The following is a 13,578-nucleotide window of genomic DNA, read 5'->3' as shown; positions in this document are numbered from 1 at the left end:
CACCGAACCTAGGGATAGAGGTTGTCCCATTCTTTAACTAGACTTTATCCAGAGTAAAAAAAGGGGGATGGAAACCGAAAGGCAACGCCCCCTTTGTTATGCCCTCTGAGTTCTAGTCTAGTTAAGCCAGCTAAAAAGGGGGATGTAAAATAAGGCAGGTACTGATTGATGGCGATCGCCTGGGATGAGTGAATCTTTAGAGGAAAAAATTGCAGAAAAAGGTAAAATCGTCCCGATGGCTGGTTTTAAAAATGTTCTATACTATAGTTTTAATCACCCCATTCAAGGAGAATAGCAATGAATTTCTTGAACAACGTTATTCCTAACGGATTTTTGGATTTTCTACCGGGAGTCGGAGAAGATAATGACGAAGAAAATCAGGCGGCCCGAGATATTGCCATCCAAACAGCGAAATTTATCACTCTAGGACCCACTGGGTTTGTTCTCAGTTCACTATTTTCTCGGTTAGTGAATAATATTGACATCAACCAAGTCGGTTCAGAACTCCTCAATCGAGTTACTCAATTAGTTGAATCTAATCCCACCGACATCAATCCCACTCAATTGATTAATTCCGTTGCAGGACAACTTCAAAACTTTATCAACAGCAGCGAAATTACCTCGCGAATTTCACCTACACAAATTACCGATTTTGTCAATACTAACTTCATTCAAAATGGAGCTTTACAAACCGGATTTTCTCAATTAATTAATTTAGCCTCTCAGGGAAGTCAATTAGGCCGATTTATTGATGCTGATTCCGTCAATAACATAATTGAGATGACCCTAGACGATATCAATTGGCAAGGAGGATTACGGGCCCTGGCGGGGGACGATCGCATCCTCGGCAGTAGTGGTTCGGATATCGCCAATGGAAACCAAGGAAATGACACCCTAGTTGGAGGAGAGGGCGATGATTTTCTCCGGGGTGGCAGAGAAAATGATGTGATTGATGGAGGAATTGGAAATGATGTCCTCAATGGCAATTTAGGAGATGATACCGTCCAAGGAGGCGCAGGAGATGACTTGATCCGAGGAGGTCAAGGGAATGATATTTTATCTGGAGATGCGGGCCGAGATGTTCTAATTGGGGATATGGGTTCCGATTTTCTCTCCGGCGGTGCTGATGCTGATGATTTTATCCTGCGGGGTGATGTTTCGGATCAAAATGCTGCCACTGCCGATCGCCTTTTAGATTTTAATGCCGCAGAAGGCGATCTCATTAAATTAGTCAACGTTGCTGATATTGCTCAACTTACCCTGGGCGCATTAGATGTCAATGGCGATGGGATTGGAGATACTGCCATCATTGATTCTAATAATCGAGTTTTGGGCGTGGTAATGAATGTGGATATTTCCCAGTTTAACTTGGTGAATTCTGTCCAATTAGTCAGTGCAGAAGATTTAGGGATTAATTTACTCGGATAACTCACCGACTTGCGATCGCCCTAAACTTTTACCTTAGAATCACTGTTGAGCGCCACTGGAGGGATAATTCATCAATTGCACCTCCAGTGGCTGCTAAGTTTACCCTATAATTGTTCTATGTTTTCTTGATAATTCAACTCCAAAACACTAAAGGCAACTGCCACTTTTATCAATCATGGTTCTCATCCGCATTCTCAAATCCTGGGAAATTCCCGAACACCAAACCACTCCAGAAACCGCCTTTTTGTCCCGTCGGCGCTTTTTGAAGACAGCCATCGCCGCTGGTATCGGGGCGACAGTTTTACCGATCGCTGGCTGTAAAAGTGAAACGGACTCCGATTCCCTAAGCGAACTCATCCAAAATACCACTCCCTTAGCCAATATCTCGCGCAACCCTAATTTCATAGAAGGCGATCGGCCCATCACCGAACAATCCTTTGCCTCTCGTTACAATAACTTTTATGAATTTGGCGGCACCAAATCGATTTGGAAATCCGCCCAAAGTTTGCCTACGGAAAATTGGAAAATAGAAGTCGGTGGACTGGTTAAAAATCCCCGCATTTATGATATTGATGAAATTCAAACCCAATTTCCCCTAGAAGAACGCATTTATCGCTTCCGATGTGTAGAAGCTTGGGCAATGGTTGTTCCCTGGATTGGATTCCCGATGAAGCGTCTCATCGAAGCTGTGGAACCCACCAGCACTGCTAAATTTGTACGATTTACCTCATTTTATGATCCAGAAATCACGCCCGGACCCGGGTTTCATTTAGGAACTTTACCTTGGCCTTACACCGAAAGTTTACGCATTGAAGAAATGGCCAATGAACTGGCCTTTTTTGCTACGGGAATTTACGGTCGGACCCTTCCCAAACAACATGGAGCACCTTTACGGATGGTAATCCCGTGGAAATACGGGTTTAAGGGGGCAAAATCTATTGTTAAAATCGAATTTCTAGCAGAACAACCGGCGACTTATTGGAATACTTTAGTGCCAAGCGAGTACGATTTTGAGGCGAATGTTAACCCAACTAAGCCTCATCCGCGCTGGTCCCAGGCAACAGAACGGATTGTAGACAGCGGACCAGCTTTATCCTGGAAACATCAGCCCACCCTTCCTTATAACGGCTATGGGGAATGGGTGGCTAACTTGTACTCAACCTGAACCCATTGCTGACATCCAGGGGAGGCGGTGGTTTTTACCCCAGGGATATTTTACCTTCCTCCACCTATCCGGCTTAACGACTTACTGTAGCTTGATGGCAATCGCAAAATAACCACTTTTCTCAAAAAGCGATAAACTCAGCTTGATTTGGGGAACGGAATCGGACCCAATGGGGATCATTAGATCAGGCTTGAGAAGATGGGTAGGGCAACATTCCCAACAGTGGGGTAAAACAATTTGCCCAACCCTGCTAGAGTGCCGGTACAGTAGAGATTAGAACCCAGGTTTTTTACAAACTCTCTACCTCAGAGCAACAAATGAGGGCCAGAACCTTGGTTTCTTGTCTTTTGTTCTCTAAAACTGTACCGATGCTCTAGAAATTTAGGGATGCATCTGCACTGTACAACCGAGGGCATAGTATTTGGACTCGTCCCCATCTCCGGAATCGGAGGTAATTGGGGTGGTGCATATTCAATTGGGAGTCAATTTGTTATGAGTAACCATCAGCACGAAGACCGGGAGGCAGCGGAGAAAGCATTCTTAGATTCTCTAAATGCATTGCAAGAGCGTTTGCAATTGGTTGAGGACCAGAAAGCGGCATCTGCTCGCGAAGCTGAACGGCAAGCCATTAAGACTGCAGAAGAAGAGAAGGCGACTTTTACCCTCCATGATCTGGAAGAGGCAGTGGCTGATATTGATGAATTTTTTAAGGAATTGCACAAACCAGAAGCGGAAGATTCATCAATTTAGGATGTTGAGTCCGATCGCCTCAGTTTAAGAAACCGAGGACGAATGGCTGGTTTGACGCAGGGCTTCATATAAAATCAAGGCGGCTGCGATCGCTACATTTAAAGATTCCACCCCAGAATGCAGGGGAATCCGAACTTGATGATCAGCGGTAGAGAGTAAGTCGGCGGATAATCCTGCGCCTTCATTGCCGAGTAAGACTAAAGTGGGCTGACGATAATCAATTTCCCAATAGGTTAGGGGTGCATCGGCGGTGGTAGAAATGACCTGCACCCCTTGTTGTTGTGCGCGGATGACATCGGTTTTCAAGTCCGCACTGACGGAAACCGGCAAGCGAAACCATTGTCCCGCAGAGGCGCGTAACACTTTTGGAGATGCTGCATCCACACTATCAGCACTCAGCCAAATGCCTTGAGTTCCAGTGGCAGCAGCGGTTCTAATCAAGGTGCCGAGATTACCGGGGTCTTGGAGGGTTTCCAAGGCGAGGGTCAACCCGGATTGGGGAATCGAGGGGACCGCCGACTGGCGCCGTTTGGCGACTGCCACGACCCCATCGGGTTGGACTGTAGTCGCCATTGCTTTGAGGACTGCTTCATTGACGAGTTCACACCGGGGCGATCGCTGGGTCACGGTTTCCCATAATTCAGGATACCGCCCTTGCCACTCCGGGGTAAAACAGACCACCTCTAGGGGATAATCCACCCCACAGGCTTCCTCCAGTAGGTGCGTCCCTTCCAACAAAAACATCTGCTGGCGATCGCGCTCCTTTGCGGCGTGCAACTTCCGCATCTGCTTGACCAGAGGATTCTGAAGGCTCGTCAACATTGGGTTATTAAATGGAGTGTAGATGCGGAACCCGGGACTTGAACCCGGAAGTCCTTGCGGACACTAGAACCTGAATCTAGCGCGTCTACCAATTCCGCCAGTTCCGCGAAAAAGCAGTTTTGCACTGCGATTTACCATAGTGCCTCAGTTCCTCCTAGATGTCAAGGGGTCAATTTAAAAAAGTTTTTTCCCAATTACGTCATCTACCTACTACACTTTTGAGGAATGTCCAGTTAAGGTACACCAGAAGACACCCACTAAAATTGTTCTCCAAAATGATGCGGGCCGTGAGGAGCTCCTCGCCGTGAAACCTGCATCACTGGACACAAAATAGCTGACGGTAAGATTTTATTGGGATCAGGGATTACCGGAATTGATTTTTTTAGGTATAAATCTGGACAACTAAAATATTTCCGGTAGAATCAAAACCAAATCGAAAGGTGTACCACATCCACTGATTTTGGAGGATAGACCTATTACTGCCTCTCTCGGTTCGCTCAACATCACCAACGCTCACGAATCTGATCCCTCGGTCCTGCACATTTGGGGAGGCCATCCCCTGCAAGGACAAGTCAAAATTAGCGGGGCCAAAAATGCCGCCTTAGTCATCATGGCGGGGTCCCTGCTCTGTCCGGAACCCTGTCGGTTACGGAACGTGCCCTCCCTGGTCGATGCGATTCGCATGGGTCAAGTGCTGTCGGCCCTCGGCGTCGATCTTCAATGGAATGGCGATGTCCTGGATATCAACGCTCGCGATATCACGACTTCAGAAGCCCCCTACGAATTAGTCAGCCAACTGCGGGCCAGTTTCTTTGCCATTGGACCTATATTGGCCCGATTGGGAGAAGCCCATGTTCCCCTTCCCGGGGGCTGTGCGATCGGGGCCCGACCTGTGGATATCCACGTTCGCGGACTACAAGCCCTCGGTGCCAATGTTTATATCGAGCATGGTATGGTTCATGCGTCCGTCCCGGGACGCGATCGCCGCTTAAAAGGCGCTAAATTTTACCTCGACTATCCCAGCGTCGGTGCCACCGAAACCCTGATGATGGCGGCAACCCTCGCTGATGGAGAAACCATCCTGGATAATGTCGCCCAAGAGCCAGAAGTCATCGATTTGGCTAACTTCTGTAACGCTCTAGGCGCAAAAATTCGCGGTGCCGGAACTAAAACCATTGTGATTGAAGGGGTTCCCCGGCTGCATACGGCTGACTATCCCATCATTCCCGATCGCATTGAAGCCGGGACTTTTTTAGTCGCTGGAGCAATTTCTCGCTCGGATATCAGTCTGTATCCCGTGATCAGCGACCATCTGACTCCGGTGATTTCCAAGCTGCGGCAAACCGGCGCGCAAATCATTGCCGAAGGCCCCGATCGCCTGCGGGTAATTGGACCAGATATCATTCAGGCAACAGATATCGAAACCTTGCCCTATCCGGGATTTCCCACGGATATGCAGGCTCAATTTATGGCCTTGCTGACGGTGAGTAATGGGGATAGCCTGATTAGCGAAACCGTCTTTGAAAATCGCCTGCGCCATGTGGCTGAGTTAAATCGCATGGGAGCCGATATTCGCGTTAAAGGCCATACGGCGATCGTTCGGGGTGTACCCCATCTGACAGGTGCTCCGGTTATGGCAACAGACCTTCGCGCCTCGGCAGCCTTGGCGATCGCCGCTTTAGCCGCTCAGGGTAAAACAACCATTCAAGGGTTGCAGCACCTGGATCGCGGCTACGAAAACCTCGATCTCAAACTCCAACAGCTCGGAGTTCGGATCAAGCGCGAACCGGCTCCTCCGGAGAGCGAAGGGAACTCCAGCCCCATCCAATCTTCTCAATCCGCACTAAAATGAAAGGGCAATGAGGTTTCCGGAATTCTTTTCTGCCAAGAAAACCTCTAAATTCTCTGTCATCAGACGTTAGTCCCTAAACTGGTATGGCTTTCCCAAAAACAACCCTGATCGGACTCAAAGCAGATGGCTTTCGTCATCCTCTGGATCTAGAAGCAACCCAATCCCTCAAGCAACTCCCTGGACTGGACCTGATCGTCCGCCAGTTGCTTGGTTCGATTGGGGAACAATTTTTTTACCTGGATAATATTGCTTCTAGCGTTTTGGTCAGTGAGCAACAGTTGCCCGAGTTGCATCAGTTGCTCAAGGAAGCCTGCCAGGTTTTGGATTTGGAGACCCCGGAACTCTATGTTCGTCAACATCCGATGCCGAATGCTTATACCTTCGCGATGCGGGGCAAAAAACCCTTTGTGGTGATTCACACCTCGCTGATTGAATTGCTGACACCGGCAGAAATCCAGGCGGTGATCGGACATGAGCTCGGACATCTCAAATGCGAACATGGGGTTTATTTGACCCTGGCGAATCTGATCATGTTAGCGGCAGGACAACTTTCGACGGTGGGGGCTTTGATTGCCCAAACTCTCCAAAGTCAAATTTTGCAGTGGGTCAGATGCGCCGAGTTTAGCTGCGATCGCGCCGCCTTATTAGCAACCCAGGACTCGCGAGTCGTGAGCTCGGTCCTAATGAAATTGGCCGGGGGTTCCCCGACTCTGGCTCCCCAACTCAATTTGGATGCCTTTCTCGCCCAAGCGCGGGCTTACGATGAGAGCAGCAGTACCGAACTGGGCCTTCTGCTCAGGGAAGCCCAAACCGGCCAACTCACCCATCCTCTGCCTGTATTAAGGGCTAGAGAGATTGATCGCTGGGCCAGCAGCAAAGATTATGAAACTTTGTTGCAAAAGGGAAAAATGTGTTATAGTAGTGAAACCGAGAAAAAGGGCGAGTGGCGAAATTGGTAGACGCACCACACTCAAAATGTGGCGGCTTCGGTCGTGCGAGTTCGACTCTCGCCTCGCCCACTCTCTAAAATCGGAAGAATAAAATAGGGGTTCTTAGTCAAAAGCTGGGAACCCCTATTTTTGTGGTTTTCTGCAAGCGGGTGGGGACCTGATACCAAATCCGGTTGGTAGAAGTCGATTTTCTCTTTTAGCCTGCGCAGGCAGGCTACCCTTCACCGAAGCCGCTAGCGCGTCTACGTCCCTGGAGCCAGACCCTTCAGGGTGCGGGTTTTGATAGACCTGTCACAACCGAATTGCGTATGAACTCCAGAACCACCGATTGTTCCAATTTTTCAACTGCGGACTTGACAAGTCCGAGGAAAGCCAAGCTAAAATGGTAAGATAGTTTGATTAATCAAGATTACATACAGAAGGACTAAGACAATGGCTCAACGGCTCAAAAGCTGGGAGTCTCCTCGGAGTCAGGGGAGAAATACCAAGGGCAAAGGCGGCAGTGCAAGGCAACGACAACTCAAGAAGCAGCAGCAGATGTTGCGGAAGAAATTAAAAGGGCAATCTTTATGCGGCGATCGCCACCCATCCCAAAACCCCACCAACACAAAAGAGAAGAGAACTCCGGTTCTCTTCTCTTTTTATTTAGAGACTCCGCAGGCGATCTCCTCAGCCTAATTTAAGGAGTAGTCGTCACTTGCTCCACAGACTGAGCCACAATTGCAGGGCGATCGGTGTATTCCCGTTCTATGCGAGTCCGAGTCGTATCATCCCAACCCGGCTTGTAATCGCGTTCGATTTCAGTCATCACCAGTTCCCGAACTTCTCCCGTCACCTGGACTTGGCTATCTTGCGTCACCGGCATTTGGGAATCAGTAGTAATTACAATCAGATCACTCCCCCCAACAGCCTCATCTTCTTGGATCCGGAAAACATTAGGTCCAAGCACTTCTGCGACTTCACCATTGAGAGTCACCGTTTGACCCATAAACTGGTCAGGATTGTCTGAAACTTCCTCTAGCTCCGTAGTCATTCCGGTACTCTCCATGCCGGGAGTGGTTGTAGTTCCCGACCCAGGAGTCATGGTGGTGTCAGTTCCCGCTGCTGTGGTGGTCTCAGTCCCCGGCGCAGGAGTCATACTGGTGTCAGTTCCCGGCGCGGGAGTCATGGTGGTGTCAGTTCCGGTTTCTGTGGTGGCATCAGTTCCGGTTTCTGTGGTGGTTGTAGTCGTTGTTTGATCCGCCGCCTCGCAAGCAGGCAGCACCAGGAGCATCAGTCCTAAGGCGATCGCACCGTTAACCTTTCCAAACAGGGAAGATCCGCGAACCAGAGGGCTGCGTTTGTTAAGGGATGTCTTATTAAATCTATTTAACATTGTGAAACCTCCAAATAAAAGCGGTCAGAATTGATCTGACCCTGAAAACAAAGTTGCCACGGGTATCCCCATTCTCAAAGTTAACCCGCGCGATCGTTGATAATAAGTGGACTTACTCTAGGAAAAAATTCAGGGATAGCGCATCTTTCTTTAGAAGTAGATAGCTGGAGTGGGTCCCCTGATATTTGATATTTCTGCGGTTTGGAGTGGTTTGGAGCAATGGAGTGGGGCCGGGTGCTCAGTTTTCTCCCACTGGAGCCTTGTTGGTGATAACTCCCTGCTGATTCTTCCTAAATTTTAGGGCAGAACCCCAATTTCCTGTGCCTTGCATCTGATACACCAATACTTTAGAGAAAGGTCTCCAACTCGGTAGCCGCAACCCTTTTGCACAGGAGTGATCCCGGGTGGGAAAGAAATGTTTACTTAAATTCATACTTTGGAGATACTTTGCTCAGATTTATGTAAACCTTTATTTCTAAGGCTTGCATTCCCGAAAAATGATGATACATTAATAAATGAAGCCGAAAGAGCTTCCCTGGCAGAAAACAGCAGACAAGTTCAAATTAGCTTAAAGAGGTTCAAGCTGTTTAATCTAACATCTGTCTCGTCGTATCAAAACCCGAACAACACCCAAACCAAAGTCTGATATTTCCTCAAATCGTGGAATCGGCAGCAATACTCCTAAACTTTTTAAGTTAGGCAGCCTGCGAACATTGAAATGGAGAGGAAATCACTCAGCAAGTCGGTCTTGGGTGTTGTTTTGTTTGGCGGGCAGTTGCCCGTCAGTCTCAATTTTTAAAATCCCTCTGGGGGCGATCGCATGGAGTCTCGTGAAGAATAGGAGAAGTGGCGAGCGCGCTGCTCCCTAATCAGAATCTACTCCGGAAACAAGCATTCATCCCATGTTCTGCCCGGAATTCAGATAAACTTACGAGGTAACCCAGCCTCGGGTAAATTAAGTAAAGTTTTATATCATTCCCTTGCCATTACTCAAAAGCGTGCTAAATTAAATATATGGAAGCGGAAAGAGCTTCCTTGGCAGATTACAACAGCCAAGTTCAAATTAGCTTAAAGAGGTTCAAGCTGTTTAATCTAACATTTGTCTCGTACCAAAACCCGAACAACACCCAAACTAAGGGCTGATATTTCCTCAAATAGTGGACTCGGCAGAAATAATCCTAAACTGTTTAAGTTAGGGAAACTGCGAACATTGCAAAAAAGAGGAAATCACTCAGCGAGTAAGTCTTGGGTGTTGTTTGGTGTGGATGTTAGTTGCCAGGAAACCCGATTTTTAATTGGAGTGAAATTCCTAATTGCCCGATCGCGTGAACTGCGGCAATACCTGGAGTAAAAACTCGCTTAAAGTCACCGCATCCACCCCTAACTCAGTGCGAGCCAGGGCAGCAGAAATAGCAGCTTGGGCGTGCCACCATACTGCGGTTTGCACGAGGGGTTCTACGGGAATTTTTCGGGCGATCGCCTGAGCGATTAAGCCACTGGATAACCCCGTTAAAACATCACCACTGCCACCTCGTGCTAATGCCGGGGTGCTTTCGGGGTTAATCCAAACCGATCCATCGGGATAGCCGATCGCTGTTCTAGCTTGTTTGAGCATTACCACAGCGCCAGTTTGCTCAGAAGCCCGACGCACGGCCCTCACCAAATCCTCAGATTCATCCTGATCCGGGGGAAACAGCCGCTTAAATTCTCCGGGATGGGGGGTCAACAGGGTAAAAGCTTGTCGTTGGCAGAGGGTGGGAATAGTCCCCAATTGCGCCAAAGCATTTAATCCATCGGCATCTAAAATCAAGGGCCGATCGCTTTCTAATACCGCTTGGACGACTCCCATCCCATCCAGGGTCAAGCCACAGCCACAGGCGATCGCCCCAAAGGAACTCAAATCAATGCTATCGGGCAAATGAGCGATCGCCCCGGATGCCGTTTCTGGACATCCGACAACCAAGGCATCGGCTAATTGCTGACTCATGTAAGGTTTGAGCGAGTTGGGAACGGCGATCGTCAACATTCCCACACCGGATGCCTTAGCACCCAACCCGCATAATAGGGCCGCACCCATATATCGTTGCGAACCACAAATTGCCAGGAGATGTCCTTCTTTATACTTATGGGTCAATTGGGGACGAGGAAGCGGGAGATGGGCGATCGCCACCGTTGAGGTAATCCGGTGGATGGGATGGCGATCGCCTAACACCGCCTGAATATCCGCCAAAGGGATATCAAAATCAATTAATTCCGCCTTTCCCACATAAGCCAACGCTTGATCCTGAAATAAACCTAACTTCCATAACCCCAAGCATAAGGTATGATTCGCCTGAATTGCCGTTCCTAAAACTGCTCCCGTATCCGTATGCAACCCCGAGGGTAAATCAATACTAATCACGGGTTGAGACTGTGCATTTAATCGGTTAATTCCCTCAGCTATCTCCCCAGAAATAGACCGTTCTAATCCGAATCCAAATAATCCATCGACAATCAAATCGCAATCCAGAAGCGGTTCGATTTGGTCATGAAATTTAACCCCCAAACTCGCCACATATTCCCCATGCTGACCCGTTAACTCCTTACCTTTAGAAAGGGGTCGATAAATCAGCACCTCATATCCAGCAAAATGTAACTCTCGGGCCACCACCAAAGCATCCCCGCCATTGTGACCCGGACCCACCAAAACGCCAATTCGTCGGACTCGGGGATGAGGATATAGGGCAATCACCCGCTTAAAAATAGCTTGGGCCACCTTTTCCATCAAAGCAGCTACAGGCATTCCCGCTGCAAAGAGTCGTCCTTCAATAGCGCTCATTTGCGCTGAAGTCACGATGAATTGATGAAGCTGATTTTGGCGGCTTTGTTGTGAGGTCACGGTCCTATTTTGTGAATGAAGGGGGAACTTCCCGGATGTTTGAAAGCTAGGGGTTCAAGGTAAATTGGGAGCCAGATGCTCCCAATTTGCCTTGCCATCAATCATATTGATGAACCCGAGCATCAATGCCAAAATTACGAATATAACCGCTTTCTTGTTGAGCCGTGATGCGATTGGGGTAAGGTCCGATCGCCAAATGGGGTCCAAAGGGATCTGTCCGAACAGAGATTTCTTGGAAGGCAATTCCGGCAGTGGTTAATTGAGTAGTAATACGGGAAAAGTCATTAGCGTTACCTGGAATTACCACAAAATAAGGATTAGAAATGCCCAAAGGGTCACCGGGACTAACAGCAGTTGCGATCGCCGGAGAGATTGGCTCAATAGTGGCGATCGCCGAGCGAATTCCCACCAATAACTCTAATTCTCGCGCCCGTCGATAGGCATTGGAGTTATTCAGAAACATCCCCGCTTGAATCACCGCTTTTCCATCCCACTCCTTGATAAATGCCTCCGGTTCGATTAACTGGACTTGGGCGAGTACCACCGGGTTATTCGTGGGGATATAGACTACATAACGCTTAGAACTGGGTAGCGCAGGAAGCGGGGGTGGGGCAGGAGGGAGATCAAACGGGGGAATCGGTCCCGGGGAGAAAGGGGGTTGCTGCGCGGGAACCGGAAGTTGGAGGAATTGTTGCGGCTGTTGTAGTGGAAATTGTTGAACAGAGGGAAGTTGGGGGAGGGGTGATTGAGCGATCGCCCCTTTAGAGGGCAGTAGCACCTCAGCAGCGATTCCCACCGTTAACCCCAGCCCTAAAATCGCTCCTAACCAGTCGTAAGGCGATCGCGCCGAACTCCTTTCACGATTCCTAGAACTGAACGAACCGAATCGTAGATTTTCCATACAGGGATATCCACTCACCAAGCACAATCATGAGGTTTTTAGCCACTGTAGCACAGGAAATTAAAGCCATTTTCCAAAAGCACCAAAAATCTACAGGAATTTGACCATGAATTCAAACGCGATCTGTTAGCCTAGAAATAGATTATTATTGTCTGGCCGAATTGTGTAGATAGCGGCCTTTTATAGGATTTTATGAGCAAAGTCGTCGTTGGCCTCTCCGGCGGAGTGGATAGTTCTACCGCAGCCGCCATCCTACATCATCAAGGATATGAAGTCATTGGTCTTACCCTATGGTTAATGAAGGGGAAAGGTCAATGCTGCTCTGAGGGGATGGTCGATGCTGCTTCGCTTTGTGAAGAGTTGGACATTCCTCATCACATCGTCGATACTCGCCAGTTATTTCAAGAAAAAATCGTCGATTACTTAGTGGCGGGATATAGTGCCGGGTTTACCCCGTTACCCTGTTCCCAGTGCAATCGGGCTGTAAAATTTGGTCCCATGTTAAGTTATGCCCACGAAGAGCTAGGGGTTGACAAAATTGCCACGGGACACTACGCCCGAGTCAACTATAACGAAGAAACCGGACGATATGAATTACTGCGGGCCATTGATCGCAATAAAGATCAATCCTACTTTTTGTACGACTTAACGCAAAAATTGCTGGCGGGGTGTATGTTTCCCTTGGGTGAAATCACCAAGACAGAAACCAGGCGGATTGCGGCGGAATATGGGCTGCAAACGGCTGAAAAGCCGGAAAGTCAAGATTTATGCTTGGTGGAAGCCCACGGGTCAATGCAGACCTTTTTGGAACAGTACATTCAACCCCAAAAAGGGGATATTGTCGATGTTCAGGGGAAGGTCCTCGGACAGCATGACGGAATCCATCGCTACACCATTGGACAGCGCAAAGGGATTGGGGTGGCAGCAGCGGAACCCTTGTATGTGGTGGCATTGGATGCGGTGAAGAATCAGGTGATTGTCGGCGATCGCGAGTCAGCGACAGAACCGAGTTTCACCGTTGATCGGGTGAATTGGGTCTCGATCGCCCCTCCGACTGCACCGATTCGGGCAGAAGTTCAGATTCGGTATCGGACCTCGCCAGTTCCGGTAACGGTGATTCCTGAAGATCGGGGACATCGCGCCAAAATTGTTTTTGATGAACCGCAGTTTGGGGTAACCCCCGGACAAGCAGCGGTTTGGTACGACGGCGATCGCGTCCTCGGTGGCGGGATTATCGAACAGTTGTCCTAGGAAAATCCTGTGGCGATCGCACCAGAAACCCGGTTTCTGCCCAGAATTGCTGCAAATTGCCACAGATAGGGTGAAGAAAGCCGGTTTCTAACCCCAAGGACCAAACCGGCTTTCTGCCCAGAATTGCTGCAAATTGCCACAGATGGGGTGAAGAAACTCGGTTTCTAACCCATCTTGCTACTCGTGGCATCAAAAATTTAAAAGCC

12 protein-coding genes and 2 tRNA genes are annotated in these 13,578 nt (G+C 48.8%); 8 read left to right on the top strand and 6 right to left on the bottom strand.

All coding sequences use genetic code 11. The features are described from left to right. The first annotated feature begins 297 nt into the window (after nucleotides 1-297). The 3 genes from NG792_RS07010 (at nucleotide 298) to NG792_RS07000 (ending at nucleotide 3,343) form a co-directional block, all read left to right on the top strand. Nucleotides 298-1,428 carry a calcium-binding protein gene (locus tag NG792_RS07010; protein WP_261234935.1) on the top strand — a complete coding sequence of 377 codons (1,131 nt, stop codon included), beginning with the start codon at nucleotides 298-300 and terminating at the stop codon, nucleotides 1,426-1,428. Nucleotides 1,429-1,603: 175 nt separating this feature from the next. Continuing rightward, complete coding sequence (msrP, locus tag NG792_RS07005) at nucleotides 1,604-2,593, top strand: protein-methionine-sulfoxide reductase catalytic subunit MsrP (protein WP_261234934.1); 990 nt, start codon at nucleotides 1,604-1,606, stop codon at nucleotides 2,591-2,593. 492 nt (nucleotides 2,594-3,085) lie between these two features. Further along, nucleotides 3,086-3,343, top strand: coding sequence for a hypothetical protein (locus NG792_RS07000; RefSeq protein WP_261196619.1), 258 nt, complete (start codon nucleotides 3,086-3,088; stop codon nucleotides 3,341-3,343). Between the two features lie 24 nt (nucleotides 3,344-3,367). On the opposite strand, the gene NG792_RS06995 is transcribed toward NG792_RS07000, so the two are convergent. Both NG792_RS06995 and NG792_RS06990 read right to left on the bottom strand, forming a co-directional pair. Continuing rightward, a complete protein-coding gene (locus NG792_RS06995; protein ID WP_261234933.1) occupies nucleotides 3,368-4,165 on the bottom strand; it encodes a TrmH family RNA methyltransferase in 798 nt (265 codons plus the stop codon). Nucleotides 4,166-4,188: 23 nt separating this feature from the next. Next, a tRNA-Leu gene (locus NG792_RS06990) sits at nucleotides 4,189-4,272 on the bottom strand. A 353-nt stretch (nucleotides 4,273-4,625) separates the two neighbouring features. Here NG792_RS06990 and murA point away from each other — a divergent pair. The 4 genes from murA to NG792_RS06970 all read left to right on the top strand — a co-directional run bounded on the left by murA (nucleotide 4,626) and on the right by NG792_RS06970 (nucleotide 7,645). Next, nucleotides 4,626-6,017, top strand: coding sequence for a UDP-N-acetylglucosamine 1-carboxyvinyltransferase (gene murA / locus NG792_RS06985; protein WP_261196617.1), 1,392 nt, complete (start codon nucleotides 4,626-4,628; stop codon nucleotides 6,015-6,017). An 83-nt stretch (nucleotides 6,018-6,100) separates the two neighbouring features. Beyond that, a complete protein-coding gene (locus tag NG792_RS06980) occupies nucleotides 6,101-6,976 on the top strand; it encodes a M48 family metallopeptidase (protein WP_261196616.1) in 876 nt (291 codons plus the stop codon). Beyond that, nucleotides 6,955-7,036, top strand: a tRNA-Leu gene (locus NG792_RS06975). The genes NG792_RS06980 and NG792_RS06975 overlap by 22 nt, the downstream gene beginning before the upstream one ends. A 363-nt stretch (nucleotides 7,037-7,399) precedes the next feature. Further along, nucleotides 7,400-7,645, top strand: coding sequence for a hypothetical protein (locus tag NG792_RS06970; RefSeq protein ID WP_261234932.1), 246 nt, complete (start codon nucleotides 7,400-7,402; stop codon nucleotides 7,643-7,645). Between the two features lies 1 nt (nucleotide 7,646). Here the strand turns inward: NG792_RS06970 and NG792_RS06965 are convergent, their stop codons facing one another. The 3 genes from NG792_RS06965 to NG792_RS06955 form a co-directional block, all read right to left on the bottom strand. Next, the gene (locus NG792_RS06965; protein WP_261196614.1) at nucleotides 7,647-8,342 is read right to left on the bottom strand and encodes a hypothetical protein; all 696 of its coding nucleotides are present in this window, start codon (nucleotides 8,340-8,342) and stop codon (nucleotides 7,647-7,649) included. Nucleotides 8,343-9,651: 1,309 nt separating this feature from the next. Next, nucleotides 9,652-11,220 carry an NAD(P)H-hydrate dehydratase gene (locus NG792_RS06960; protein WP_261234931.1) on the bottom strand — a complete coding sequence of 523 codons (1,569 nt, stop codon included), beginning with the start codon at nucleotides 11,218-11,220 and terminating at the stop codon, nucleotides 9,652-9,654. Nucleotides 11,221-11,317: 97 nt separating this feature from the next. Beyond that, nucleotides 11,318-12,121, bottom strand: coding sequence for a hypothetical protein (locus NG792_RS06955; protein WP_261196611.1), 804 nt, complete (start codon nucleotides 12,119-12,121; stop codon nucleotides 11,318-11,320). Between the two features lie 192 nt (nucleotides 12,122-12,313). Between NG792_RS06955 and mnmA the strand changes: the two genes are divergently transcribed. Next, the gene (gene mnmA, locus NG792_RS06950; RefSeq protein WP_261234930.1) at nucleotides 12,314-13,372 is read left to right on the top strand and encodes a tRNA 2-thiouridine(34) synthase MnmA; all 1,059 of its coding nucleotides are present in this window, start codon (nucleotides 12,314-12,316) and stop codon (nucleotides 13,370-13,372) included. On the opposite strand, the gene NG792_RS06945 is transcribed toward mnmA, so the two are convergent. Further along, nucleotides 13,353-13,562, bottom strand: coding sequence for a hypothetical protein (locus tag NG792_RS06945; RefSeq protein ID WP_261234929.1), 210 nt, complete (start codon nucleotides 13,560-13,562; stop codon nucleotides 13,353-13,355). The genes mnmA and NG792_RS06945 overlap by 20 nt on opposite strands. Nucleotides 13,563-13,578 lie beyond the last annotated feature (16 nt).

Origin of the sequence: Laspinema olomoucense D3b, assembly GCF_025370785.1 — a bacterium.
Classification (GTDB): domain Bacteria; phylum Cyanobacteriota; class Cyanobacteriia; order Cyanobacteriales; family Laspinemataceae; genus Laspinema; species Laspinema olomoucense.
This window is presented reverse-complemented; position numbering and strand designations above follow the sequence as displayed.